The sequence below is a fragment of the Fischerella sp. PCC 9605 genome (genome assembly GCF_000517105.1).
Classification (GTDB): Bacteria; Cyanobacteriota; Cyanobacteriia; order Cyanobacteriales; family Nostocaceae; genus PCC9605.
Map to the genome: position 1 here is coordinate 1 of NZ_KI912149.1, position 23,664 is coordinate 23,664.

Here is a 23,664-nt window from a genome sequence, read left to right on the forward strand (position 1 = left end):
TACTCATCAATTAAATAAGCTGAATACCATTGCATGAGTTCTTTACTAACATGAACTGTCCTTTCTACCCCAGACTTAGCTCTAACATGATTAACGTTGTCCAACCTTGGTACAACATGAAGTTCATTGGTTTTACCAGTAACCATATCTTCATGTCTTAACCCTAATGCTTCACCTATTCGTAGTCCTGTTTCGTATAGCAGCCTAATTAAAAACTTGTCCCGCAATGTGTTACAAGTTTCAACTAATGTATTGACTTGTTCAGGTGTTAAACATCCNGGATATGTCTTTGGTTCTTTTATCTTTAATAACCGGGTTTTAACCTCTTTACCTTTGCTAATGTGATGTAAAAAAGACTTGTACTTACGCCCTGGTTGCAATTGATAGCGATAAGAATCAATCCCTTTAGCTATTGCTATACGTTCTTGAAACTCATAGAATCCACAAACAGTTGTTAGGCAGTGATTAATAGTCTTTTCAGAACGTTTGGAAACTTGTGGCTCAATAAATAAAACTCCAGAATTAGGGTTTCTCAACCAGTGGATAAAGTTTGATAGCTGCTCCAAATCAATTTCGAGCCAATCTAGCTTTGAGTCTCGCAGAAACTCCCAGAACAGCTTGAGGTTGTGAGCATAGGTCCCAATAGTGTTTGGAGAGCGCCCTAAGCTATCCAGGTAGTGTAGGTATTTTTGAATTGGCTCAATAGGTAAATAATCATCATCTAACACCATCCAAACTGGACGGTCTGTGTCGGGGAGGATACCCTTTTGGACTTTCATCCTCACTCACTCTGAATATCGATGTTTACATTATAGACTTAGATAATTAATTTATATATATGTAAAAACAGCGTAGCGATAAAACTTCATATCAGCTACGCTGTTGTTGTTGTTATTTATAATTTAATAAGACATAAAATGGAGCAGCAAATATAATTTCTAAAGTAGCGGCAACATTGGGAATTAACTTCAATGGAGTCAGTAGAGGCGCATTGGCTACGCCATTAAGAGTTCGTTTGTGGACTCTTAAGAATCCCCCGACTTTTTGCTTAAATGAGCGAAGCGATATTTAAGCAAAAAGTCGGGGGAGTGTCAAAGAAAGCAACTCCTCAATTGTACGAACCTCCACAACTGACTAGCACGGGAACCACAGCATATCGCTACCTTGAGCAACCGTTGAAGTTAAGTACCTCCTCCAAAGGAGCTACTCTGACAGGAAGTCGCTATGTGTCTACGCTCACAGACGAAATTTGGACGCAGGACACACAATCGGTTCTCCATTACCCTGCTACTTCTACAACAAAAAGTATTTTGCTAGTACAGGATGAAGAACAAACAGCCACGCTCTTACAAGATTATCTTCAGGCAATTGGCTATCAAGTCGAACGCATCAATAACGGGAATGACTTTTGGGAACGGATGCGAAGCCAACAGCCAAATTTAATTTTGTTGGATTTGGAATTAGCAGGAGATGTCAGCGGATGGGATTTGTTGATGAAGGTACGACAACAGCCTGGTTTGCATGATTTGCCAATAGTGGCGATCGCATCTGAGAAAACAAAAAACAGCGATCGCGCTTTCGGTGCTGGTGCTAACGCTTGTTTTAGCAAACCAATAGGTATTATTCAACTAGAGTCAATATTGATGCAGTATTTTTAGATAAATAATGATGACGACTAGCCAAGTGATGGCAACAAAGACATTGACCAGTCTTCGATAGATTGTTTGAATTTAGAGATTAAATCTTTTTTCAACGAAAACGAAAGTCTTCAATATCTTGGTCTAACTGAATCTGAATGACTTCTAAAATCCGACTAAATCCTACTGTCTTTTTTAGTAAAATGCCTGCCTTCATTTGACTAACTTTTTTGAGGGGATAGGAAATGTCTATATTTTTTGTTAAAAATATCAAAGGAATTTGAAAATTCGTTGAATTATCATGCATTTTTTGGAATGTTTGATAACCAATTTCCTCAACTATCTCCAAAGAGTAAATAATTAAATCTGGGTATTGTTCTTTAGCTAAATATGAACCCATGAAAATATTCTTTGCTTCAATCACATGAAAATTATTATCTCTGAGAAATTCACATAATAGATTACGAAAATAGCGATCACCTTCAACAACTAAAATGTTCTTCATAATTTTTGAGTGTTTGAGTTATTTTCTAATCATCAGACAATGTAATTGATGCTGATGATGATCAAAGGGTGGTGATTTTATCGATTAAATTTGTTTAACTTGATTGTTTAACCCAATCACGCACCCTAATTAAAAATGATAAGAAGTATTAGGTTTTGCTGGTGATTACAGGTATCTATTTTGTTTGATTGATGGCAAAGTAGTATCAATCATTTAATTCCATCAATTCTTTTGATTGAAAATTAGTCGCTACAGGTTGAGAACATCCTGTAATATGAGGACTGATAGAACAAATAGCATCTGTGGTTGTTTCAAAACAATTTGATAACCCAATTGTTTTTAACAATCCTGAACGTTCTAGTAGTTGTTTAACTTGGGGTTGTAAACCTGTGAGAATTAAGCGGCAGTTATGCCGTTTCAAGTCGTGGTAAATATCCTCTAAAGCGACTAATCCAGTCGTATCCATATTTGGCACAAACCGCATCCGTAAAATTAAATACTTCACTTCCGGCTCATCTCGGAGGAAGGTAACAAACCTTTCCGCAGCACCAAAAAATAAAGGGCCATCTACCCGATAAACAGCAATTTCTTTGCCTAATTCCAGAGGAGTACCGGGGGGAAATACTTCTGTTTCAGATATTTTGGCTAGGCTTAAATCGCTCATCCGTTTGATAAACAAGACTCCGGCTGCAATCAATCCCACTTCGACAGCAAGAACTAAGTCAAACAAGATTGTCACCAGCCAGGTGAGAATCATCACAGCAAAGTCGGAGTAGGTAGCACGTACCAGTAAGCCAATGGCTTCCCACTCAATCATCCGCACGCTAACTACCATCAAAATGCCAGCAAGTGCTGCCAGAGGAATCTTTGCCGCTAAGGGTGCTAAAGTTAAGACGATCATGGCTAAGGCAATACCGTGAATTACCCCAGACAGTCGGGTTTTACCGCCAGAACGGACATTGACAGCAGTCCGAGCGATCGCACCTGTGGCTGGAATGCCACCAAAAAATGGAACAATAATATTTGCTATCCCTTGACCAATTAATTCGCGATCGCTATTGTGTTTCTCGCTCACGGTCATACCATCAGCTACTACCGCCGATAGCAACGATTCAATACTTCCCAGTGCCGCCAAAGCCAAAGCAGGATTAATGAGTTCTCGAATCAAGCTAAAATCATCCCAGTGGGGAATACCTTGGGGCATGGGTAAAGATTGCGGAATGCTGCCAATTGTGGGTACATCGAGATGAAAATAAACAGCTATTGCTGTTGCTAACACCAACCCCACTAAAGAACCTGGTATTTTTGTATTAATCCTGGGCCACAACAGCTTGGTTACAACTACCACCATTGCCAGCACAACTGCTGCCCAGTTGACAGCTTCTACATGAGTTACAGTTTGCCAAATTCCCGACAGAAAATGTTCGCTACGCGTTAGTTGTAAACCAAAGAAATTATTTAACTGACCACAAAAAATAATGACGGCAATACCATTAGTAAAACCTGCCGTCACTGGATAGGGAATAAACTTTACTAGCCGTCCAAGTTTGGCAACTCCCAAGGCTACCTGGATAATGCCAGCCATTACTCCAGCTATCCAAACTTTCTCAATGCCGTACTTGGCAACAATTCCCACCAAGATAACAGCCATTGCACCTGTTGGCCCTGTAATCTGTACTGGCGAACCACCAAAAATTGCCGCTACAATTCCTGCCACAATAGCGGTGTAAAGTCCAGCTTTTGGTTCTACTCCACTTGCCACCGCAAAGGCTAAAGCCAAAGGCAAGGCTACCACTGCTGCTGTCAGTCCTCCCGTCAAATCGCCGCGCAGTCCACCAAACAAGCGACCCAGACGCAAAAGCTGTGGTTCTTCAAAGGTATCAGATGTTGCCATATTGTCCGTTTCAACTCTCATACACAATTTTATTGATGCACACACAGGTGTTATTCCATTCTTTCCAAGGCCTCACGCACATCAACAAGATGGTTATTAAACACCTCCAGTGCTGCATCCAGCACCTTGAAAATAGCCTGATCGCGAATCGAGTAAAAGACGTAGTTACCTTGTTTGCGACTCGTTACCAGATTGAGCCGACGTAGCACTCCCAACTGCTGAGATATTGACGAAGCATCTATTTCTAGCCACTCGGCAATATAATTCACGTTTTGTTCACCCTGTCGCAGAGTATCCAAGATTTGAATCCGCACAGGGTTAGACAGAACCTTGAAAAAGTCTGCCTTGAAGTAACTAGGCTCAAAGAGCATCTTAATATCTCTCTATCTTCAAAGTCTTGCAGACAGTTTAGCACTTATGTTATTGTTCAGCAAGAGATATGACTCTGGCAACAACCAGACAAAGCAATACCTTTAAACCTCACACCAATTTGAAAAATGACTGTGACAGTATAGATTGCTGAATTAATTGTTTGAGTAAATCAGATCATATTTTTCATCTAAGGACGCAAAATGGAAATCAAAATTTTTGATGTAGATTGTGGTTTTTGTGCATTAATTGTTGCTGACAATAATCATGCGGCACTCATTGATTGTGGCTATAATGAGCGAACGGGATTTCGACCAAGCAACTATATTATGAATAGTAATTTGTTGGTGCTAGAACACTTAATTATTTCTAATCTTAGCGACGATAACCTAGCCGATCTACCCTACCTAATGGGCAAGGATTTTCAAAGTCAATTTCCTACTAAATTTTTGATTAAAAATCCTTCATTTCATGCTAATAACTTACCAGAAATAGGGATTCGTAATAATGCCAGAACAGGGAGAATAAATCTTTTAAGCTTAATCAGCGATTGCGATCAAGCAAAGATTATTCATCATAGAATAGGGAACATCAGTTTTACTTTTTTCTTTAACAATTACCCCGACTTTTTAGACTATAATAATTTGAGCTTAGTCACCTTTGTCGATTACTTCGATATCAGCATAATTTTTCCCGGTAATTTGACACATAAAGGTTGGTATTCTCTTCTAGGAAATTCATCATTTCGGGAGCATTTGAGACGAGTCAATTTTTTTGTGGCATCTAATCATGGACAAGAAAGTGGATATTTACCAAAAATTTTTGATTACTGTAAACCCGATCTAGTAATAATTTCTAACAATTGGAATCAGCCTATTAAACCAGAAATTAAAAATAAGTATATCAGACATGCTAAAGGTTTCAAAATAGTGAATGAGAATCAAAAATTGCTCACTACCAGCGAACATGGGAATATCACAATTTCTAAGCCTCCCGGAAATAAATTACAGATTTCTATGTCTGAAAGTATATTAATTAAAGACTGCTTCCAGAATGTCAATAGTGTTTCTAGAGAATTGTAAATATGTTTAAAGTGTGTAATATTTAGATGATTAAATTAATTTTATTAATGATGAGAGTATTAAGTTTACCTACCAAAAATAGTTATAACATTTTTCAAGATTGATTTGTAGTTCCACAATAAAATCTCACTAAATTTAGGTAAATACTAAATACAATTTAGAATGGAAAGATTGAGGAAATTGATTATATTAATTGACGATTATGACCTCTTTCGCTTATTGATGCGTGACTTACTGAAAGGGCAAAATTATCAAGTTATTGCAACGGATAATGGCATTACTGGTTTACAGCTAGTACAAGAGCAACAGCCGGATTTAATTATCTGTGATACAGATATGCCAGGGCTGAATGGTTTTGACATCATAGAGAAATTGCACCAGGATTTAAATACTACCAAAATTCCTTTTGTTTTGCTTTCATATATGGCAAACAATACTGAGCGTGAACACGCAATACAATTGGGAGCTACTGCTTATTTAAGCAAATTAACACCACTCAATCAAATAGTGGAAAAAGTTGCAAGCTACTTAAATAATTAAATTTTGCGCCAAATTTTAGTACTGATACAACTAGCTAGAAATAAAATGTTTCTTTCAAACAGGCTCTACAACAAACCAATGAGCTACTATTGGCTTAGTTGCAGCCCTATTGAGTCAGTGGTAGCGGTGGCTGTACAGCGAGAATTAAACAGCCCTATCTCTAGTGAGTCAAAATAATTGGGCTAGGTCGCTAAATATCATACTTAGTTATCTAACTACCTTTCCTATTTTCTGTAATAGCCAAACTTGATACAGTTAAGCTCTCCTAATTGCATACTTCATTCGGGCTGTCATTTGCTAAAGCACAAGATAAATGTTAAAGTAACTGAAGAGGTTTGAAGATGCGAAAATACTTAGATGGTATTTAAGCCAAGTTATTTTAAAGCGGATATTTTTAAAGTCTTGTCTAACCCTGTGCGGATTCAAATCCTAGATACATTAAGAACGGGAGAACAAAGCGTCAACTATATTGCTGAATGGCTGGAGTTGGAAGCTTCCTCTGTGTCTCAGCAATTGGCAGTGCTGCGGAGTCGTAATTTGGTAACAAGCCGCAAGCAGGGAAACTACGTTTTTTACTCCATAAGAGATCCAGCTATTTTCAAAATTCTAGATGCAGCTTTAGAGGTGTTTAATAATCACCTAGTTGAGGTGCGCGACACCCTAGAACAATTGGAATGAATGCGATCGCCGAAAGTTTTGGCATTGCGAAGGTTTATCTGTGTTCGATATTAATCATTTTAAAAATCCGCCACGCTTTCATCACCTTTCCTTGCATTAGCGCAGCAATTCCATTCAATGCCTGAATTTCTACTAAGTTGGGATTTTTAACTAAACTTGGCTGAAGGGATTTTTCGGCTGCAGCTGGTTGCCAATTATAGATTTGGACAAATGCCAAATATGCCCAGGCATAAGGGTTTTCTGAGTCTAATTGAGTTACTTGTTCCAAAGCCGCGATCGCACCATTCGCTTTTTTCTGTAACACGTTTGCTAAAGCCAAAGCATAAGCCCAATCTCGATTTTGTGAAACGTGCTGCAATCGATATTCCAAACTCAGCCGCGCCTGTTCCAAATAATCCTGAGTAGGGTCGTATTGATTGATACGTCCAATTTCTTCAAAAAGTTGCTCTAACGCCTTTGTTCCATGAGGTAAAGTTGCTGCTAACACCTGTAATTGCGTGATTAAATCCAACTCTGGTGCTATTGTAGCAGTTGCTTGTGGGTAGATTTGCAAAGTCACTTTTGGCACAGGAATTGAATAACTTTCCCCAGAAACTCGGTTGAGGTAAATCGCTTCTAAGTTGTAATTTCCTGGTGCAATATCAGCAGGTGGTAACATCGCCATCCTTTCAATCACTTGCAATGTACCTTGGGGTTTGTTTGCACCTGCATGTAAATTTCCCATACCGATACCGCGATCGTGTATCCATGACATTTTGTCATCCGAGGAATGACGCCAAGTCAACAGCACAATACCGTTTTGCAATTCTTCCCAAGCACCATTCCACTCATAAGTTACAGGCACTGGGACTCCTGGTGGGGCTTTTTCTGGCACTGTGACTTGTAACAGGGTAACTTTGGCTTGTGCTTGCTGAGAAACTGGTTTTACTTCTATTGGTGGTATTTGTTGGTGATAAAGCTTGATAGTACCGCTACCGGGCAACTCCCAAGACTTGCTGAGTTGAAAATTGCCACCCTCCTCCACAGTTTTAACCATTACAGCTTGAGCATTCGGTACAGAACCTTGTTTGCCAGTTTTAGTGAGGAACCATGAAAGCGATCGCCCATCTTGTTTGACAAACTTTTTCCTTATTCCCACCTGTCGTCCGTAAACTTGAAAGTTTGCCAACGCCCCATAGTAATTCAAATTGTGCTGGTTGATTTTTGGCGTCGATGGCAATACACCCACTGTGGAACGCAAATATGGTTCTGTTTGGATAATTTGGGCAATTACCTGGCGATGGGGTAATTCTTCTTTCATGTAAGGATAATGCTGAGCATTCGGACTCAAAACTTGTGTCATCCAACTGCCAACACTACCTCCCGCTGGGAACAGATTAAACAACATCAAAAGCACTGCCAAACCAAAAGTACCCCAACGGAGACGCTGTCCCCAGAGACTGCGGAAACGGGTTAAGCCATAGGCTAAAAATACTGAAAGTACTGGTAAATAAGGTAACGTATAGCGTGTATCTTTGTTTGGGTTTAGAGATGAAAGAAAATAAGCACCTACCAAAAATATTGCCAGCCACTTAAGTGAGGATGAAAAGGACATGGGGACGCGGTGACGCGGTGACGCGGTGAATTTTTCTGTCTCCGTGTCCCCGCGTCTGATTGTCACCGCGTCTTTTTCCAATGAGCTTCCCCAGTAAAGTAGCAACGCAAATATTGACACTATTAACAACGGTAAAGAAACCTGATTGGGCAATTGATGCCAGTAATAAGTCCAAGCTTGCAGTGTGTTGAGGGGTGCATCACCCTCAGCAGTAGCAGAGTCTAACGTTGCTCGTTTGCCAGAAGTGAGGATCAGTAACCAATTAGCACGATACCAAGGACTCAATACCAAAACCGACAAGCACAAAGCGCCAATTAACTGCACTAACTGTCCCCAATGGCGTTGACGAAGTGCGCCAAACCCAATCCATACTATCGGTGTGAGCAGAAACAACAACGCCGTCTGCTTCACCATCAACGCCAATCCCAAAGATAAACCGAAAGCTGCTGCCAATAGAAGAGGATGGGGAGATGGGGAGATGGGGAGATGGGGAGATTTTTGACTGTTGACTGTTGACTGTTGACTGTTGACTTTTAATTTCCAAACAGTGAGGCAAAAAAAACTGAAGGTAACAACAGCTGCAAGAGGATAATCGAGGAGAAAATCTAGACGTAATTGATAGAGAGCGGGCATAATTTGGCATAGTGCTGCTGCCCACAAACCCACAGCCTCGCTAATCAATACTGCACCCAATCCATAAACCGAACCTAGTAAAATAGCACTGAATAACAGCATTACCAGTGTGGCTTGATCCGGCCCAGTGCCAAAAATGTTTTGTACTATAGCTGTAACAATGTAAGTTAAGGGCGGTATTTTAGAAGATAGCATCCAAAAATTTTGCCACCACTCACCATCCCACCATTTGGGATCTTGTAAAGCTTGCCAATAGGTCAACGTCCCAGTTAAATAATCCGCCTGATCCCAAGCTGGAATGGAGCGATCTAAGGCTAACCAAATGCGATCGCCCACCGCACCCAGCAGCCAAATTATGCTGAGGATCAGTAAACTTTTATAGCCTTTGCGCGGATATTTTCGATTACTCATGAGTTATGTTGATCTAACTGTTGTTTGTTGATGGATCTTTGTTGTTTGGATAATAGTTGCCAAACAACCAACAACCAACAACCAACAACTAACAAATTTTTTTCCTCATTTTGATATGACGAATATCAGCTTCTTCAAAAACTTCTCCTTCTTCTTGAAAACCTAGCTGCTGATACAAACCTTTTATATACTCTTGGGCATGAATCACCACTTCTGGAATATTTTTGCTAGCTAAAACTAACAGTGCTTTTTCAGTAATTTTCTTGCCAATTCCTTGTCCTCTAGCCATTGGTAAAACAGCTAGCCTTTCTATCTTCGCCGTTTTCTCATCCAAATATCTAATCCTAGCCGTCCCCACACATTCTCCATCTAAATAAGCAATCAACTGCTCACACGTCTCATCTAGACCATCAAAATCTAAATCTTGTTCCACTCCTTGCTCTTTCTGAAATACTTTCCTTCTAATTTCTTGGATGTTCCGAAAATCTTCCGAAGAATCAGCAACTCTAATAATTGAACTCTTCATGAAAATCTCTTGGCGTTCTTTGCGTCTTGGCGGTTCAATTATAAAACAGGGTGGGCATTGCCCACTTCGTGTCTTAGTGTCTTGGTGAGTCCAGCCCCCGTCTTGGCTTCTGCCGAGATGGGGGACTGGCGAACCCGGAGGGTGGTGAAAAAATAAATTTTCTTGAACCACTAAGACACGAAGACACAAAGAAAGCTGATTATTTGGGATTGCACCACCAAAGGGCTAGCATTGCCCACCCTAAAAACTTTACTCTGCCCCTTCAATTGGCGCAAAACCTTGCCGCTGGATATTCTCCGTCACCGTACGCGGTTCTAGGAATTGCAGCAAGTAGTCAGGGCCACCCGCTTTAGAACCAACTCCAGAAAGCTTGAAACCACCAAAGGGTTGCCGTGCAACTATTGCACCTGTGATGGTACGGTTAATGTACAAATTCCCAACTTCAAACTCTTCCTGCGCTGTTTGAATGTGCGAGGGAGTTCGAGAGTAAAGCCCTCCAGTTAGAGCGTAGTTGGTATCGTTGGCAATTGCCAAAGCCTCTGGGAAATTTTTCGCCCTGATTACCGCGACAACGGGACCAAAAATTTCTTGTTGGGCAATTACCGCATTTGGCGATACATCCGAAAAGATCACCGGGCCAATAAAATACCCGTTCTCCGGTGCTGGCAATTCTAAAGCAACTTTTGCTTCTGCTTTACCCTTTTGAATATACTCACGAATGCGATCGCGTGCGTTAGCATCAATCACAGGGCCTACTTGAGTACTGGCTAACTCCGCCTCACCTATATTTAGCGATTTTGTCGCCTCCACAAACCGCTGGACAAAAGTATCGTAAATGGCTGTGTGTACAATCACTCGCGAACAAGCTGAACATTTTTGACCGCTGTAACCAAATGCCGACTGCACAACACCCGCAACTGCCTGGTCTAAATCAGCACTTTCATCAACAATAATTGCATTCTTGCCACCCATCTCGGCAATTACCCGCTTCATATGTTTTTGCAGAGGTTTAAGATTTGCCGCCTCTGCGTAAATTCTACAACCAACCTCTTGCGACCCCGTAAACACAATCATATGAGTATCGGGATGGCTCACCAAGTAAGCACCAACTTGGGAACCCTTACCAGGTACGTATTGAAATACACCTTTGGGGATACCAGCTTCGACTAAAATTTCTGTCAGTTTCGCTGCAATTACTGAGGATGTTTCTGCTGGTTTGAGGAGAGTACAATTACCAGCAACCAAAGCTGCGACAGTCATTCCCGTGGCAATCGCAAGCGGAAAGTTCCAAGGAGAAATCACCACGGCAATTCCCCGAGGCTGGTAAATATAACGGTTTGTCTCGCCGGGAACGTCGTAATTATAACCTTGGTCGAGCCGTTCCATCTCAAGAGCATAGTAGCGACAGAAGTCTATCGCCTCGCTAACTTCTACATCCGCTTCCCGCACTGGTTTACCAACTTCCAACACGATCCAAGCTGCAAGTTCCGCGCGGCGTTGTTCCATCAACTCAGCAGCTTTTCGTAAGATCCCAGCGCGTTGTCTGACGGGTGTTTTGCGCCAACCGGAAAACGCAGCTTTTGCAGCTTGCATCGCTTTTTCTGCTTGTTCAACGCTGATGAGTCCAACTTTACCAATTACCTCACTGTAATTTGAGGGGTTGAGAGAATTAATTATTTCCTGAGTGTTGACGTATTCGCCGTTAATTAACGGGAGATAGGTTTTACCAAATTGCTGGCGAACACTTTGGAAAGCTTGTTGGGATTTCTTTCTTGCCTGTTCTTCAGCATAATCTGTATCTGCTGCACCGATGAAGGAGGAGGGGGAGAGGGGGAGAGGGGGAGAGGGGGGAACTTTTCCGTCCCCTTGTTCCACAGTAGGTGGTGCTAACAATTCCTCTACCGGACGATTTTCTAAATTTTGCCGCAAGAAAGAACTATTCGCTGTATTCTCTAGCAAGCGACGAATCAGGTACGCCATCCCTGGAAGAAGTTCACCATAGGGACAGTAAACGCGGACGCGATAGCCTTGATCAACTAAAGCTTTTGCTAGTTTATCGCCCATGCCGTAGAGAACTTGCATTTCAAAGCAACGACGTGGAACTTTTAAACTTTCCGCGATTGCAATGGCATGAGCTTGCGATCGCACATTATGGCTACCAATCGCAGCATACACATATTGGTGATTTTCCAGCAATAATTGCGTAATAGTCTCAAAGTTGGCATCTGTTGCGGCTTTGTCGCTATAAACTGGCTGTGGCCAGTGCTTCTGCGCTGCTTTGATGGTTTCTTGATCCCAGTACGCACCTTTTACCAAGCGAATTGTAATTGGATAACCACGCTGTTTTGCCCAATCAATTAATGCTTTTGCATCTTGTTCGCTGTCACGCAGATATGCTTGGATAGTCATGCCAATATCTGTGCGCGTACGAAATTCTTCTTCAAGCAAAAGCTTTTTCAGAATGCTCAACGTTAGGTTTTTGTAAGCATACTGTTCCATATCAAAGTGAACGGCGACGCCTAGTTCTTTGGCACGACGCAACAGGATGCGGATGCGATCGCTGACTCGTTCTTCGCTACCTTTAGGATCTAGGGGATCGAATTGGGAGTAAAACGCGGTTAATTTGACAGACACCTGAACTTTTGGTAGTGCTTCGCCGTCTGCTTCATCAATTAATGGTACAGTTGCCCAATTCTTGGATGCTTCTTGTAATTGTTGCATCAAATCTAGATATCTTTCCAGGTAAGACTGTGCTTCTGCTTCGGTAATTACTGCTTCACCTAGTAAGTCTACAGTGAAAGCCATTTTTTCCTTACGCAGTCGCTCAATCGTCTTAAGTACCTGTTTAATATTTTCTCCAGCAATATATTTATGAGCTAATGTTTCAACTGCTGTAGCAACAGTTGTAGCAGCAACTTGCCCTGGCATGGAATCGGGATTGGCAAAATTTAACATTCCCTTCAGGGCAGTTGGTAATTCTACTGATTCATCGCCTAAATATTCTTGTAAATGTGCGGCAATTTCCGATTTACTGTGTAAAGCAGGTAGAGTATCGATAAAGCGAAATAGCTGCACTCGCAACCCAGGATTGCTCATCGCCCAAGCCAGCAGCTTATCATCCCAGCGCATCTGATCGCGCAACGCCGAGAAGAAATTACGACTTTCCTGTGTTGCTTCTAGTAATTGTTTGGCTATTTTTTGAGTATTAGCTTCGTAGGTGCTAGTTTTTACTTGTAAAACCACAGATAACAAACTCCTTGTTTAATGTCAGGCTTTACTTTATAAAACCCATATCTTCTATTTTCGCTCTTTGGTTTTGTAGCCACCACATCTAGAGTGCAGGATGTTACGCAATTCCTACTAATACCAATGTAAAAGGGACTGGGGATTAGGGATTGGGGTAGTGGTTTTCACGCGTAAAAATTATGTCCGGGGCAATAAAGCCCTCCCACATGTTGGGCATCCGCTGTGCTGGGGTAACTGTGGCTGCTGGTACTCTTCAGCAAGCAGGGCTAATTCGCTACAAGCGTGGTAAAATTACTATTCTGGATCGGGAAAATCTGGAAGTGGCTGCTTGTGAGTGTGACGGGATAATCAAAGCCGAGTTTCGACGGTTGTTGGGAGTTGAACGAGGTTAGAGCTTACATACCTGATTGGACTCTTATGTACGGTTTCGTACCGACATCTGATGTTGACGACCTTTATCGTTATGTCTATTTGGAGTATTGCAATACGGTTGTGTGAACGTTCGCTGTCACTCTAAAGAGTGTAGCTTCAGGCTTTAGCCTGTGGGTTCGTAAAGCCGTAACATCATTTGTCCTGAAGTTCCCCAGGAGATTAAGACGTGCAAGCTGAAGATTCAACAGATGGCTCGAAAGTATCATATAACGATACTTACATCCTTAATGGTTTGCGGTTAGTGGTTGTAGATGACGATCAAGACACGCGAGAGTTATTCACCTTCGTCCTTGAAAGCAATGGCGCAGAAGTCATCCCAGTTGCTTCAGCACAGCAGGCGCTAGAAGCGATCGCACAATTTCAGCCGGATATCTTGATTAGTGACATACAAATGTCAGGTACAGATGGCTACAACCTGATTCGCCAAGTGAGAAATCTTGGTGCCGATCAAGGAGGACAGATTCCAGCGATCGCCGTGACTGGCTATCCCAAAAATGTGAATGATATTGACGAGCTATTGGTTGGTTTTCAAGGTCATCTGTGCAAACCTATTGATTTAGATGAACTAATCGCAGTTGTTGCTAGCCTGGCTAAACGAGTAGTTAGTAGTTAGTGGTTAGTAGTTAGTAGGTAGTAGTTAGTAGTTAGTAGTTGGTAGTGAGTGGTTAGTAGTTGGTAGTGAGTGGTTAGTAGTTAGTAGTTGATTTTTTACCACTATCTACTAACCACTATCTACTATCTACTATCCACTAACCACTATCCACTAACCCTTCACTAATTAATCAAGATGATCTTCATCTAGTTCTTCAATTGCCGGTGGCTCATCACCGGGTATCCGCAATACTTCAACCATCTCCTGAACTTCAAATGGTGGAGGTGCTGTGAGTCGAGAAACACTCCAAGTGACCACAAAATTGATTAACATTCCGAGGGTGCCAATTCCTTCGGCTGAGACGCCGAAAAACCAAGGTTGCATTCCGTAGAATTTTACCCCGACTATATAAAAGATAGTAAAGCACAAGCCCACTACCATACCGGCGATCGCACCTTCTCGATTTGTCCGTTTGTCGAATACTCCCAAAATGATAATTGGGAAAAAGCTGGCCGCAGCCAAACCGAAAGCAAACGCCACTACCTCAGCAACAAACCCAGGCGGATTGACACCGAAATAACCAGCAATGGCGATCGCAAAACCCACCATAACTCTACCCACCATCACCCGCTTAGATTCTGAGGCTCCCGGATTAATCATGCGGTAATAGATATCATGGGCAACTGCACTCGAAATTACCAACAGTAACCCCGATGCTGTCGATAAAGCTGCTGCTAATCCACCGACAGCAACTAAAGCAATTACCCAAGGAGCCAATTTTGCTACTTCTGGGGTCGAGAGAACGATAATGTCGCGATCAATGTCAATCTCGCTAGTTTTTTTATCTGAGGTCAACTCAATGCGTCCATTACCGTTTTTATCGGCAAAGTTCAATAACTTGGTATTTTCCCACTTTTTCGCCCAGTCTAGTTGATGAATCTCTTCAAACGTGCGGTTGTGTAATGTGCTAATCAAGTTATAGCGGGCGAAGCTTGATAAAGCTGGTGCTGTTGTATACAACAAGGCGATTAACAGCAACGCCCAACCAGCAGAAAAGCGAGCCGAGCGCACATCTGGTACTGTGTAAAAACGTACGATCACATGGGGAAGTCCCGCAGTTCCCACCATGAGAGCGACGGTAGTAAATAAAACATCCAGCATCGACTTGTTAACAAACGGTTGCGTATATTCTTGGAAACCAAGATCGAGCTGGATTTGGTTCAATTTTGGGACAATATCACTGAAAGTGAACGCTAGTTGGGGAATGGGGTTATTAGTGAGCAGTAGAGAAATAGCAACAGCGGGAATCAAGTAAGCAATAATTAAGACGCAGTATTGGGCAACCTGAGTCCAGGTAATGCCTTTCATTCCCCCCAGCACCGAGAAAAAGCCGACAATCACCATCCCAATGACAACGCCAGTACTGATGTCTACTTGCAGAAAGCGGCTAAACACAATCCCTACACCGCGCATTTGCCCTGCTACGTAAGTCATGGAGACGAAGATAGCTGCAATGACTGCAACCACGCGGGCAATGTTGGAGTAGTAGCGATCGCCAACAAAATCAGGAACTGTGTATTTGCCAAACTTCCGCAAATAAGGAGCCAAGAGCAAAGCTAACAGTACATAGCCGCCAGTCCAGCCCATCAGGTAAATTGAACCGTCGTAACCAAGGAAGGAAATTAACCCCGCCATTGAAATAAACGAAGCGGCTGACATCCAATCAGCCGCAGTCGCCGCACCATTGGCCAGGGAGGGAACACCTTGATCGGCTACGAAAAACCCTTTGCTATCTTTAACGCGAGAGCGCCAACCGATGTAGAGATATACAATGAAAGAAAGGATGACAAGTAAAGTCGTCCAAGCTTCAGCTGACATTATTTACCTCTCCTTTTGATTCCGTATTGGCGATCGAGCTTATCCATCTGCACGGCGTAGACAAAAATCAGCACCACGAAGATATAAATGGAGCCTTGCTGCGCCATCCAGAAGCCGAGAGGTAAACCACCCAGACGTATATTGTTCAATGGCTGTACAAGCAGAATGCTAAAACCAATAGATACCAGTGCCCAAACAAGAAGAAGATTTCTAATTAAAGCTGTATTGGCACGCCAGTAAGCCTGACGCTTATCTTGGTTCATAATTATGATTTTTTAAACGCTTAGAAAATAATTATTCTACAGAAGTGCTCTAACGCTGAATATCTGTGATATTCTGCATTACTTGTTTATATAATTCGGTATTTTTCTGTTTTTGAAAAATAGCTGCGGCTCTCTGTAAGTCAGCAACTGCTCCTTGCTTATCTCCCAATGCAGCACGAGTATTACCGCGATTATTGTAAGCTGCGGCAAATTCGGAGTTTAGGCGAATGGCTTGGTCGAAATCATTAATTGCCATCTGTCTGTCTCCGATTGCGGCACGGGCATTGCCTCGGTTATTGTAGGCAACAGCATACTTGGGATTGAGGCGAATGGCTTGGTCGTAATCTGAAATTGCACCTTTTCTATCTCCTGTAGCGGCGCGGGCGTTACCGCGATTGTTGAAAGCTTCGGCGTAGTTAGGAGCAAGACGAATGGCTTCACTGTAATCTGCAATTGCTTCATTAAGATCCCCTGTGGCGGCGCGGGCATTACCTCGATTGTTGTAGGCTTCAGCATAGTTAGGAGCAAGCTTAATGGCTTGGTTGTAATCTGCGATCGCCTTCTGCTTGTCTCCCATATCGAATTGAACTAGTCCCCGACCATTGTAGGCTGCGGCATACCCAGAATTGATTTGAAGCGCTCGGGTATAAGCTGCGATCGCGCCTTGGGAGTCTCCTTGGATATGCTTGTACTGACCTTGAGTATAAAAGTCTTCTGCTTTTAATGGTTTAGCGACTGGACTTTTGGGAGCACTCACTCCGATTTCTGTTACTAGCACATCGTTGTTCTTTGCACAAGAAACAACTCCGATGGTGACAAATGCGGTAAGCGCAGCTATGCCAACTGCCACTTTTGTTAATTTCTGCTCCTCTAACCGCAATTTCATAAGTTGTTCTGATATAGGTAAATTTTCCTGATAACTTTTTTACTCCATGCCATTAATATTTAATCGTATTTTCTCAGAATTTTTGTAAATTTTTATTTTACGATTTTAAATTAAATTTATACCCAATATTTTATTGCTAGTACATACTTTACTCGTCTTCATTGATACTTTCCTGAGTTTTGCTAGTCAGTCGCCAAGCTGTATTTTTTTCTACATCTACAGATAATTGTTCGAGATTTTTTCCTAAATCTTTTTGCATTTTTTGAGTCAATGTAATAGGAAAATCTAAATTAATATCTTGAGTTTGTATGAATCTAACTAGCTCTGCAAATGATACTTTTACTGTTGCCCGCTCATATCCAATTAACTTTAAATCGGAAGTTTCAGATAGATTTTGAGCTTGCATAGCTTTTTTAATTCGCTCTTGCAAATGCTCATATTCTGAATTCAACAGTTTCCGATATTGCTCAATTTCTTGGTATCTTGCTGCAAGTGCGATTAAGTCTTCCGTAGCAGGGTCGGGGTTGATTTTGGCATTTAATTCTATCAAATGCATATGTACCTGAGCGAGATAAATGCAGTCTAGGTAAGCATATTCTATTTGTTCTTCTGTTAAAGGTCGCTGTCCCCAATCGCTAGTTTGTTCTTGTTTATCGATAGACTGAAAATTACACAATTTAGAGGCAAGAGTTTTCAGTTGGTAGTTGGGTAATGGCAAAATATAGTAAGGGATTTTTTTTGCCATCTCTAAAGTACAAGTCACATTTTTGGCTTTTTTGTTCCCCAAAAATTTCAAATCGTAGCTGGCGTTGTGAAATACCTTCTCAATCGCCGGATTAATCATGATTTGTTCAATAAATTCAGCTACGACATCTGGCAACTCCAGTACATCCAAAACGTGAATGCGATCGCCACTCATATCTGTAGGGTCATCTAATACCTGAATCAGCGACAATCTGGGATTGCTACTTTTGTAATCAGCGACTTCTGTATCTATCCACAAAGTTGAACTTCTGGTATATTCAGAAACCAGAGAACGAATAGCGCTGGCTGATGTCAGGTAGGGCATATTTGGGGAAGCACAGGTTAAGTCACAGTTTCCCAAGGTAGCATTTTTAGATAGTTATTGGTTAATGGTTAGTAGTTAGTAGTTAGTGGTTGGTAGTTAGTAGTTAGTAGTTAGTAGTTAGTGGTTGGTAGTTAGTGATTGATTTTATACCACTATCCACTAACCACTATCCACTATCTAACTCTCTTGAATACAAGGTGTCGTCGCCAGAAATTGTGCCTCTTTTTGCATCAGTTCCATATCCGATCGCGACCAAGAACGAGGTGCTTGACAGTGATGCGCTATCAACAATCCCCATAATCCCTTGGGAGCCAAGACTGGCACAACCAGATTGGCACGAACTTGCAAGCTACGGAGAAAAGCTCGGTGACAAATAGCAATTGGTTCTAATTCAATATCAGGTATTGCTTTTACTCGTCCTGCCAAATACATAGCGGCATACTCATTATTAAAACAATCATCAGGGCCTGTTGAACCAAGGATGGAAAATTCATCAGAACTCAAAGCTTCAAACGTCACCTGTCCTTGCCATTGGCAGTAAAAATAATACAACACCACACGATCAACTTGAAGCGAATCTCTAAGGCGGTTCGTCGTTTGTGTAACTAATTCATCACGTTCCATTGTTGCGATCAGGCGCTCAAGTATTTTTTGTAAACCGCGATCGCGACGCACTGTGACGCTAGGGTTAAATTCTGGGTTGGAATGACTTGACACAGGTCTGCAATGACGAGTGATTGACGATTGTTCTTCCATGCTACACATGGAAGTCTATTCTGTTAACTTACCGTTATAAATCCTTTGTTTAACAAGATGACTTAAATTCTTAAGAATCTGAGAGCCAGACTAAAACTTTACACAAAAATAGTCATATTCGGCGTTTTACAGTAGGCTTTTCTGCCTTAAGAACTGAATTTTTCCCTCTCAGGCTTGATAACCAGAGTAATTATCTTCAGCAATTCTATAAAGGAGCTACTCAATCAAGCAGCAAACGACGAAAAAACTATGCGCTACTTTGCATTAGCCACTGACTACGATGGTACACTTGCTGCCTAGCGATCGCTCACCACAAGTGGCTGAAGTACTAGAATTACTGGAGCGACCAGATCAAAATGTCATCGTTAACTTACTTGGCATTGCGTTAGCTGACCGTCCTAGCTTTTTTGCCGAACTACTACCAGCATTGCAGGAATTGCGATCGCGCACCGGTCGTCCGCACTGGGATACACCTTACCAGCTTGAATTTCTTGGTGTCTTTGTGTCTTGGTGGTTCAAGAGGTGCTTTTATTCACCACTAAGACACTAAGGCACAAAGGGAATTTCAATATTCAAAAATAGTGAATTTTTATTAAAAACTATTTCATTTTTAATGATTTTATGAAGTAAATAGGCAAATTATTGCAGTTATGATTTTGCATTTATAAGGGCGATCGCCCTTATAAATTTCGTTTCTGTCAGAAATACCGTTGATATCCTGCTGGAAAATCTTCAAGGGCTCCAAATACTGGGTAGCTAAATTTTTCGTAAAAACCAAGAGCTTAAAAACTAAACGTATCAAGATAAGCGTGACAAAAACCACGCATTTTTGGTTGTTGCATGAGCTGTCTTCCGTAACCTTGGCCTCTTAGCAATGCAGCAACCCACTTCTGCCTTTAACTCCTGAGTTAAAAATCAGTCTTTTGGCCCCTATGGGTATATAGAATAGGAGGGATGCCTTTTCATAGCCTTCAACTATCAAAAGGTGTAACTTTAGTAGCAAATTCTACAGAATCGGCTCAGCAAAAATTAGTATTCAATCATAGACCGATCGCATCTATACGCTAGTGACATTTTTTATGACTTCCCGAATTCGCTATTTAATGTGTCCGCCCGACCACTACGACGTGGATTATGTGATTAATCCTTGGATGGAGGGAAATATTCACAAGTCATCGCGTGATCGCGCCGTGGAACAGTGGCAGAAACTTTACCACATTCTCAAAGAACACGCAATTGTAGAGCTAGCGCCACCCCAACCAGGCTGGCCTGATATGGTGTTCACGGCTAATGCTGGTTTAGTTTTGGGGGATACAGTCGTTCTCAGTCGCTTTTTACACAAAGAGCGTCAAGGAGAAGAACCGTATTTTAAGCAGTGGTTTGAAGAAAACGGCTACAAAGTCTATGAACTGCCAAAGGATCTGCCGTTTGAGGGTGCAGGAGACGCACTGCTAGATCGGGAAGGACGTTGGCTATGGGCAGGATACGGCTTCCGCTCAGAATTAGATTCTCATCCCTATCTGGCAAAATGGCTGGATATAGAGGTACTATCCCTGCGGTTGATAGATGAGCGTTTCTATCACCTAGATACTTGCTTCTGTCCATTAACAGATGGCTATTTGCTTTACTATCCTGCGGCTTTTGATTCCTACTCCAACCGTTTGATTGAAATGCGAGTAGCACCAGAAAAGCGGATAGCAATTGCTGAGGCTGATGCGGTGAACTTCGCCTGCAATGCGGTGAATGTGGATCGCATTATTATAATGAACAAGGCTAGCGATGCACTGAAAGCGCGTCTGACTGAGATTGGTTTTCAAGTAATTGAAACGCCACTGACGGAATTTCTCAAAGCTGGTGGTGCGGCGAAATGTCTAACCCTGCGGGTAACAGAACCAGTTAGAGAAGAAATTCATGCCAATGCACCGGTCGAAAGTCGGATCATTCGCATGGAAGGACACTTGCTCGACGCTGGCCTAATTAACCGCGCTTTAGATTTGGTTGTAGACAACGGTGGTAGCTTCCAAGTTTTGAACTTCAACTTGGGAGAACAGCGGCAAAGTACCTCCGCAGCAGAGGTGAAGATATCCGCACCATCCCACGGGGTGATGGAGGAAATCATCTCGCAATTAATTGATTTGGGTGCGGTAGATTTGCCGCAAGACGAACGAGATGCCAAGCTGGAACCTGTTACCATTGCTGGTGTTGCTCCCGATGATTTTTATGTCAGCACGATTTATCCCACCGAGGTGCGGGTTAATGGTGAGTGGATCAAGGTGCACAATCAACGCATGGATGGAGCGATCGCCATTTCCCAAACTCCCCAAGGTTTGGTAGCGAAGTGTAAAATATTACGTGAATTAGCAGTCGGCGAACAGGTAGTTGTCGATGTGCAAGGTATCCGCACCATCCGCAAACCAGAATCGCGGGAAAAACGCAATGCTGAGGAATTTAGCTTTATGTCCGCAGGAGTTTCCAGCGAGCGGCGGGTGGAATTGGTTGTTGAGCAGGTGGCATGGGAATTACGTAAAATCCGCGATGCAGGTGGTAAAGTAGTTGTCACTGCCGGGCCAGTGGTGATTCACACTGGCGGCGGCGAACACCTATCGCGACTAATTCGTGAAGGATACGTGCAGGCGCTGTTGGGAGGAAATGCGATCGCTGTTCACGATATTGAGCAAGCGATTATGGGCACTTCCCTCGGTGTGGATATGAAGCGGGGCGTAGCAGTACGCGGCGGACATCGCCACCACCTCAAGGTAATTAACACCGTCCGGCGTTACGGCAGCATTGCCAAAGCCGTAGAAGCTGGAGTAATTCAAAGTGGGGTGATGTATGAGTGCGTGAAAAATAACGTACCTTTCTGCCTAGCTGGTTCGATTCGTGATGACGGGCCCTTGCCTGATACCGAGATGGATTTGATTAAAGCACAAACAAGATACGCCGAACTACTCAAAGGTGCGGAGATGATTTTGATGCTGTCATCGATGCTGCACTCTATTGGTGTGGGCAATATGACGCCTGCGGGGGTAAAGATGGTGTGTGTGGATATCAACCCAGCAGTGGTGACGAAGTTAAGTGACAGGGGTTCGATAGAATCGCTTGGTGTAGTGACAGATGTAGGGTTGTTCCTGAGTTTGTTGGTACAGCAATTGGATAAATTGACGAGTCCGTACACTGTCAAGGCGGGGTAGGAAAGTAGGGATTGGGGATTGGGGATTGGGGATTGGGGATTGGGAATTGGGGATTGGGAATTGGGGATTGGGTAAAGGGTAAAGGAATTTATTAACCTTTCACCTTTCACCTTTCTCCTTTTCCCTTTCCCCCTCTTGTTTTTCCGCAGCTAAAAGTATAAAATACCTATTCCTGTGCTCCTGCCGTCTGCAACTGCCGCACCACATCTCTGTAGCCATTAAACTCTGCTAGCATCAAAGCTGTATAACCACCTTGATTTTTCAAATTTACATCCGCCCCTGCTTGCAGTAGCAATTGCACCGCTTCACCATAATCCCTTGACGCTGCCCACATCAGCGCCGTTGCTCCGGCGGAGTCTTGAAAATTCACATCTGCACCCTTAGCAACTAGTTGCTGTATCACCTTTGTACGGTTGCGTTCGGCTGCTTTGAGTAACGCTGTTTTGCCATCATCTCCTTGGCTATTGGCATTAGCGCCCGATTCTAGCAAAACTTTCACAGTTTCGGCGTTGCCTTGCGTTGCTGCGAGTGTTAAAGGCACTTCACCAAAATTTCTCGCATTCACATCTGCCCCATACCGCAGCAGGATTTCAACAATTTGGCTGTGTCCCTGCAACGCAGCTACGAGTAACGGTGTATCGCCAAGGTTATTTCTAATTTGTACATTTGCACCTCGATTCAGTAATTCTTCGACCACATCGGCATAACCTTCAACAACTGCAAGGTGCAGGGCTGTTTCACCATCTTTGTCTTGAACATTCACATCAGCACCCGCATCCAATAAAGCGGCAACGATCGCCTTATGTCCTGCCGCTGCCGCTGCTAATAGCGCCGTACTGCGATCGCGGTTTTGCAGTTTCACATCCGCCCCTGCCGCTAAAAGTGCTTGCACAACTTGTAAATGTCCCAAGTCTGCCGCCAGCATCAACGGAGTTTCACCTTCTTCATCCTGGGCATTAATATTTGCACCTTGCCCTTGCAGGATTGCTTGCACAACGGCGGTGTTACCGCGCTTAATGGCTAATTTCAAGGCAGTATCATCATCTTTATCTTTGACATTGGCGTTTGCACCAGCAGCTAGTAAGACTTGCACCACCTCAACATGACCTTTGAGTGCTGCTGCCATCAAAGCAGTGCTGCCATCTTCATTGCTGGCATTTACATCCGCACCACCTGATACTAAAAGTCGCACAATGTCAAGATTTTTGGCACTCGCAGCTAACATCAAAGCTGTCAAACCATAGCGTTTTCTGCGTAAATTGATATTTGCCCCGGCATTGATCAGCGATCGCGCAATTTCCGTATAGCCAAAATTGGCAGCAAACATTAACGCTGTTGTGCCATCGCGATCGCTCACATCAGGTGTTGCACCCAAAGCCAACAGCGCTTGTACCCGTTTGATATCACCAGTTTTAGCTGCCTTTAGCAGCAAGACATCGTTATTGTGAGTCATTAGTTATTTGTGTTTACATTCCGCAGCGC

The 23,664-nt window shown here is 42.7% G+C and carries 21 protein-coding genes; 8 read left to right on the plus strand and 13 right to left on the minus strand.

Translation table 11 applies throughout. The annotated features are described in order from the left end of the window. Positions 1–779 (minus strand): tyrosine-type recombinase/integrase (locus FIS9605_RS0115010; RefSeq protein WP_026733320.1); only part of this gene is annotated, 779 nt, incomplete at its 3' end. Positions 780–1,088: 309 nt separating this feature from the next. On the opposite strand from FIS9605_RS0115010, the gene FIS9605_RS0115015 reads away from it, so the two are divergent. Further along, positions 1,089–1,658, plus strand: coding sequence for a response regulator (locus FIS9605_RS0115015; RefSeq protein ID WP_442854711.1), 570 nt, complete (start codon positions 1,089–1,091; stop codon positions 1,656–1,658). A 91-nt stretch (positions 1,659–1,749) separates the two neighbouring features. On the opposite strand, the gene FIS9605_RS0115020 is transcribed toward FIS9605_RS0115015, so the two are convergent. The 3 genes from FIS9605_RS0115020 to FIS9605_RS0115030 all read right to left on the minus strand — a co-directional run bounded on the left by FIS9605_RS0115020 (position 1,750) and on the right by FIS9605_RS0115030 (position 4,407). Continuing rightward, complete coding sequence (locus FIS9605_RS0115020; protein WP_026733322.1) at positions 1,750–2,142, minus strand: response regulator; 393 nt, start codon at positions 2,140–2,142, stop codon at positions 1,750–1,752. Between the two features lie 205 nt (positions 2,143–2,347). Further along, positions 2,348–4,036, minus strand: a complete 1,689-nt coding sequence (locus FIS9605_RS0115025) for a SulP family inorganic anion transporter (RefSeq protein WP_026733323.1) — start codon at positions 4,034–4,036, stop codon at positions 2,348–2,350. A 50-nt stretch (positions 4,037–4,086) separates the two neighbouring features. Then, positions 4,087–4,407 (minus strand): ArsR/SmtB family transcription factor, encoded by a 321-nt coding sequence (locus FIS9605_RS0115030; RefSeq protein ID WP_026733324.1) that lies wholly within the window; start codon positions 4,405–4,407, stop codon positions 4,087–4,089. 201 nt (positions 4,408–4,608) lie between these two features. Between FIS9605_RS0115030 and FIS9605_RS37165 the strand changes: the two genes are divergently transcribed. The 3 genes from FIS9605_RS37165 to FIS9605_RS0115045 all read left to right on the plus strand — a co-directional run bounded on the left by FIS9605_RS37165 (position 4,609) and on the right by FIS9605_RS0115045 (position 6,705). Further along, positions 4,609–5,487, plus strand: a complete 879-nt coding sequence (locus FIS9605_RS37165) for a hypothetical protein (protein WP_051470033.1) — start codon at positions 4,609–4,611, stop codon at positions 5,485–5,487. Between the two features lie 180 nt (positions 5,488–5,667). Next, positions 5,668–6,027, plus strand: a complete 360-nt coding sequence (locus FIS9605_RS0115040; protein ID WP_231510371.1) for a response regulator — start codon at positions 5,668–5,670, stop codon at positions 6,025–6,027. A 357-nt stretch (positions 6,028–6,384) separates the two neighbouring features. Further along, positions 6,385–6,705, plus strand: a complete 321-nt coding sequence (locus FIS9605_RS0115045) for an ArsR/SmtB family transcription factor (protein ID WP_026733326.1) — start codon at positions 6,385–6,387, stop codon at positions 6,703–6,705. 34 nt (positions 6,706–6,739) lie between these two features. Here FIS9605_RS0115045 and FIS9605_RS0115050 read toward each other — a convergent pair whose 3' ends face one another. The 3 genes from FIS9605_RS0115050 to pruA all read right to left on the minus strand — a co-directional run bounded on the left by FIS9605_RS0115050 (position 6,740) and on the right by pruA (position 13,112). After that, on the minus strand, positions 6,740–9,343 hold the full coding sequence (locus FIS9605_RS0115050) for a glycosyltransferase family 39 protein (protein WP_026733327.1): 2,604 nt from the start codon (positions 9,341–9,343) through the stop codon (positions 6,740–6,742). An 88-nt stretch (positions 9,344–9,431) separates the two neighbouring features. Beyond that, positions 9,432–9,869 (minus strand): GNAT family N-acetyltransferase, encoded by a 438-nt coding sequence (locus tag FIS9605_RS0115060; RefSeq protein ID WP_026733328.1) that lies wholly within the window; start codon positions 9,867–9,869, stop codon positions 9,432–9,434. A gap of 249 nt (positions 9,870–10,118) precedes the next feature. After that, positions 10,119–13,112, minus strand: coding sequence for an L-glutamate gamma-semialdehyde dehydrogenase (pruA, locus tag FIS9605_RS37170; protein WP_051470034.1), 2,994 nt, complete (start codon positions 13,110–13,112; stop codon positions 10,119–10,121). Positions 13,113–13,294: 182 nt separating this feature from the next. On the opposite strand from pruA, the gene FIS9605_RS0115070 reads away from it, so the two are divergent. Both FIS9605_RS0115070 and FIS9605_RS0115075 read left to right on the plus strand, forming a co-directional pair. Further along, positions 13,295–13,507: a helix-turn-helix domain-containing protein gene (locus FIS9605_RS0115070; RefSeq protein WP_197036059.1), complete on the plus strand. Its 213-nt coding sequence runs from the start codon at positions 13,295–13,297 to the stop codon at positions 13,505–13,507. A gap of 206 nt (positions 13,508–13,713) precedes the next feature. Next, positions 13,714–14,160, plus strand: coding sequence for a response regulator (locus FIS9605_RS0115075; RefSeq protein ID WP_231510372.1), 447 nt, complete (start codon positions 13,714–13,716; stop codon positions 14,158–14,160). A gap of 165 nt (positions 14,161–14,325) precedes the next feature. On the opposite strand, the gene FIS9605_RS0115080 is transcribed toward FIS9605_RS0115075, so the two are convergent. From FIS9605_RS0115080 to FIS9605_RS0115100, 5 genes are all read right to left on the minus strand, one after another. Further along, positions 14,326–16,017 carry a sodium:solute symporter family protein gene (locus tag FIS9605_RS0115080; protein WP_026733331.1) on the minus strand — a complete coding sequence of 564 codons (1,692 nt, stop codon included), beginning with the start codon at positions 16,015–16,017 and terminating at the stop codon, positions 14,326–14,328. Then, positions 16,017–16,280, minus strand: a complete 264-nt coding sequence (locus tag FIS9605_RS0115085; protein ID WP_026733332.1) for a DUF4212 domain-containing protein — start codon at positions 16,278–16,280, stop codon at positions 16,017–16,019. The genes FIS9605_RS0115080 and FIS9605_RS0115085 overlap by 1 nt, the downstream gene beginning before the upstream one ends. A 49-nt stretch (positions 16,281–16,329) precedes the next feature. Beyond that, entirely contained in the window at positions 16,330–17,166 is an 837-nt protein-coding gene (locus FIS9605_RS0115090; protein ID WP_026733333.1) for a tetratricopeptide repeat protein, read from the minus strand. A gap of 148 nt (positions 17,167–17,314) precedes the next feature. Next, entirely contained in the window at positions 17,315–18,235 is a 921-nt protein-coding gene (locus tag FIS9605_RS0115095) for a 3'-5' exonuclease (protein WP_026733334.1), read from the minus strand. Between the two features lie 177 nt (positions 18,236–18,412). After that, positions 18,413–18,952: a GAF domain-containing protein gene (locus FIS9605_RS0115100; RefSeq protein ID WP_026733335.1), complete on the minus strand. Its 540-nt coding sequence runs from the start codon at positions 18,950–18,952 to the stop codon at positions 18,413–18,415. Positions 18,953–19,271: 319 nt separating this feature from the next. Here FIS9605_RS0115100 and FIS9605_RS0115105 point away from each other — a divergent pair, with 319 nt between their 5' ends. Together FIS9605_RS0115105 and argZ are read left to right on the plus strand one after the other, a co-directional pair. Further along, on the plus strand, positions 19,272–19,541 hold the full coding sequence (locus tag FIS9605_RS0115105) for a hypothetical protein (RefSeq protein ID WP_026733336.1): 270 nt from the start codon (positions 19,272–19,274) through the stop codon (positions 19,539–19,541). A 529-nt stretch (positions 19,542–20,070) separates the two neighbouring features. Next, positions 20,071–22,182, plus strand: a complete 2,112-nt coding sequence (gene argZ, locus FIS9605_RS0115110; RefSeq protein WP_026733337.1) for a bifunctional arginine dihydrolase/ornithine cyclodeaminase — start codon at positions 20,071–20,073, stop codon at positions 22,180–22,182. A 166-nt stretch (positions 22,183–22,348) separates the two neighbouring features. Here argZ and FIS9605_RS0115115 read toward each other — a convergent pair whose 3' ends face one another. Further along, positions 22,349–23,635, minus strand: coding sequence for an ankyrin repeat domain-containing protein (locus FIS9605_RS0115115; RefSeq protein WP_026733338.1), 1,287 nt, complete (start codon positions 23,633–23,635; stop codon positions 22,349–22,351). Positions 23,636–23,664 lie beyond the last annotated feature (29 nt).

Bases quoted from the DNA above. Each gene is read 5' to 3' on its own strand.
- FIS9605_RS0115090 (WP_026733333.1), bottom strand. From the start codon at position 17,166: ATGAAATTGCGGTTAGAGGAGCAGAAATTAACAAAAGTGGCAGTTGGC.
- FIS9605_RS0115030 (WP_026733324.1), bottom strand. From the start codon at position 4,407: ATGCTCTTTGAGCCTAGTTACTTCAAGGCAGACTTTTTCAAGGTTCTG.
- FIS9605_RS37165 (WP_051470033.1), top strand. From the start codon at position 4,609: ATGGAAATCAAAATTTTTGATGTAGATTGTGGTTTTTGTGCATTAATT.
- FIS9605_RS0115070 (WP_197036059.1), top strand. From the start codon at position 13,295: ATGTCCGGGGCAATAAAGCCCTCCCACATGTTGGGCATCCGCTGTGCT.
- FIS9605_RS0115080 (WP_026733331.1), bottom strand. From the start codon at position 16,017: ATGTCAGCTGAAGCTTGGACGACTTTACTTGTCATCCTTTCTTTCATT.
- FIS9605_RS0115060 (WP_026733328.1), bottom strand. From the start codon at position 9,869: ATGAAGAGTTCAATTATTAGAGTTGCTGATTCTTCGGAAGATTTTCGG.
- FIS9605_RS0115025 (WP_026733323.1), bottom strand. From the start codon at position 4,036: ATGGCAACATCTGATACCTTTGAAGAACCACAGCTTTTGCGTCTGGGT.
- FIS9605_RS0115105 (WP_026733336.1), top strand. From the start codon at position 19,272: ATGGTACACTTGCTGCCTAGCGATCGCTCACCACAAGTGGCTGAAGTA.
- FIS9605_RS0115020 (WP_026733322.1), bottom strand. From the start codon at position 2,142: ATGAAGAACATTTTAGTTGTTGAAGGTGATCGCTATTTTCGTAATCTA.
- FIS9605_RS0115095 (WP_026733334.1), bottom strand. From the start codon at position 18,235: ATGCCCTACCTGACATCAGCCAGCGCTATTCGTTCTCTGGTTTCTGAA.
- FIS9605_RS0115045 (WP_026733326.1), top strand. From the start codon at position 6,385: ATGGTATTTAAGCCAAGTTATTTTAAAGCGGATATTTTTAAAGTCTTG.
- argZ (WP_026733337.1), top strand. From the start codon at position 20,071: ATGACTTCCCGAATTCGCTATTTAATGTGTCCGCCCGACCACTACGAC.
- FIS9605_RS0115085 (WP_026733332.1), bottom strand. From the start codon at position 16,280: ATGAACCAAGATAAGCGTCAGGCTTACTGGCGTGCCAATACAGCTTTA.
- FIS9605_RS0115050 (WP_026733327.1), bottom strand. From the start codon at position 9,343: ATGAGTAATCGAAAATATCCGCGCAAAGGCTATAAAAGTTTACTGATC.
- FIS9605_RS0115115 (WP_026733338.1), bottom strand. From the start codon at position 23,635: ATGACTCACAATAACGATGTCTTGCTGCTAAAGGCAGCTAAAACTGGT.